Source organism: Rahnella perminowiae (genome assembly GCF_019049755.1).
In the GTDB taxonomy this organism is placed as follows: Bacteria; Pseudomonadota; Gammaproteobacteria; order Enterobacterales; family Enterobacteriaceae; genus Rahnella; species Rahnella perminowiae.
Map to the genome: position 1 here is coordinate 1 of NZ_JAFMOS010000166.1, position 1,291 is coordinate 1,291.

The following is a 1,291-nucleotide window of genomic DNA, read 5'->3' on the forward strand; positions in this document are numbered from 1 at the left end:
TCCCCGGCGATCACAATCCGTATAAACCGATGTGTGAAAACACGGTCAACAAGGCGCTACGCCTGATGGGTTATGACACAAAAGATGAAATCTGCGGCCACGGGTTTCGGGCAATGGCCTGTAGTGCACTGATGGAGTCTGGCCTGTGGGCACAGGATGCGGTTGAACGGCAGATGAGTCACCAGGAGCGTAACAGCGTTCGAGCGGCTTACATCCATAAAGCGGAATATCTCGATGCCCGTAAAGCGATGATGCAATGGTGGTCGGATTATCTGGATATGTGCCGGAAAGAGTATGTGCCGCCTTATATTTGTGGGAAGGAAATCAGTTACACAATGAGATAGCCCTTCTGACAAAATAAACCTCAAAAAAAGCCGTATCAGTCTGTACTGGTACGGCATATTTCTAGCTTTAATTCGGAGAAATTGTTAAGCCGTTTATGAGCATCTTCAACCGAATTAACTTGCGTGAATCGAAAGTGTGAGGTCATCTTCTTATACAAAACTATTCACGGAAACGGCTTAGGTCTGTTATGAGCTGGGAGAAACGGACATTACCTGCCTGTTCAATTTGATGAGACAGGGGAGATCCCAATTATCGATTCAATCCGCACAGCCAGGTCGCTAGCACGGATTCTTTCTTAATTTTCCCTCCAGTTATACACTTTGGTTATTCTGTCCAGCGCCAACCATCCGGCAGTGGCAAGGCCAAATTGGTGGCAGCAATCTAGGGTTAAGCAGTAGCAAAACTGCAAAGCCTGCTATGTTGTATATTCTAGTGACAAGTCGAGCTTTAAGGGGTTTATATGAGCAAGTCGCTTGAAGCAATCCTTTTGGTACGCCGCGCGGAAGAAGATGAAGCAGAATTAGTGCGTGAGATAGTGTGTGCTGCCTATTCCAAATGGATTTCGGTTATTGGTCGCGAACCGACGCCCATGACGGCTGATTTTAACAAAACCGTCCGTGAGCATGATATTAATCTCGCTATTGTCGCAGGGGAAGTTGTCGGCCTGATCGAAGTATGGCCAGGCGCCGATCATTTCTGGATAGAAAATATAGCGGTCCATCCGCACTGGCAGGGAATGGGGATCGGGCGTACATTGCTGGCGCATGTTGAAAGTAAGACTTCTCAATCGAAGCTTGGGGAAATCCGCTTGCAGACGAACGAGGCGTTCGAGGCGAACATCGCACTATATACAGCGCTCGGATATAAAATCGATAGACGTGAACCGTTCAAAGGTGGCACGACCGTTTTTATGAGTAAAAACTGACCACGGTATAAAGTTTTCCTG

2 protein-coding genes are annotated in these 1,291 nt (G+C 47.4%); both read left to right on the top strand.

The features are described from left to right. Nucleotides 1-344, top strand: a 344-nt coding sequence (locus J1785_RS00930) for a tyrosine-type recombinase/integrase (RefSeq protein WP_217218587.1), incomplete at its 5' end; no start/stop codon positions are given. 461 nt (nucleotides 345-805) lie between these two features. Then, nucleotides 806-1,270 carry a GNAT family N-acetyltransferase gene (locus tag J1785_RS00935; RefSeq protein ID WP_217137349.1) on the top strand — a complete coding sequence of 155 codons (465 nt, stop codon included), beginning with the start codon at nucleotides 806-808 and terminating at the stop codon, nucleotides 1,268-1,270. The last annotated feature ends 21 nt before the right edge of the window (nucleotides 1,271-1,291 follow it).

What these genes read in the sequence shown, in the direction of transcription:
- J1785_RS00935 (WP_217137349.1), top strand. Translation starts at nt 806, where the DNA reads ATGAGCAAGTCGCTTGAAGCAATCCTTTTGGTACGCCGCGCGGAAGAA.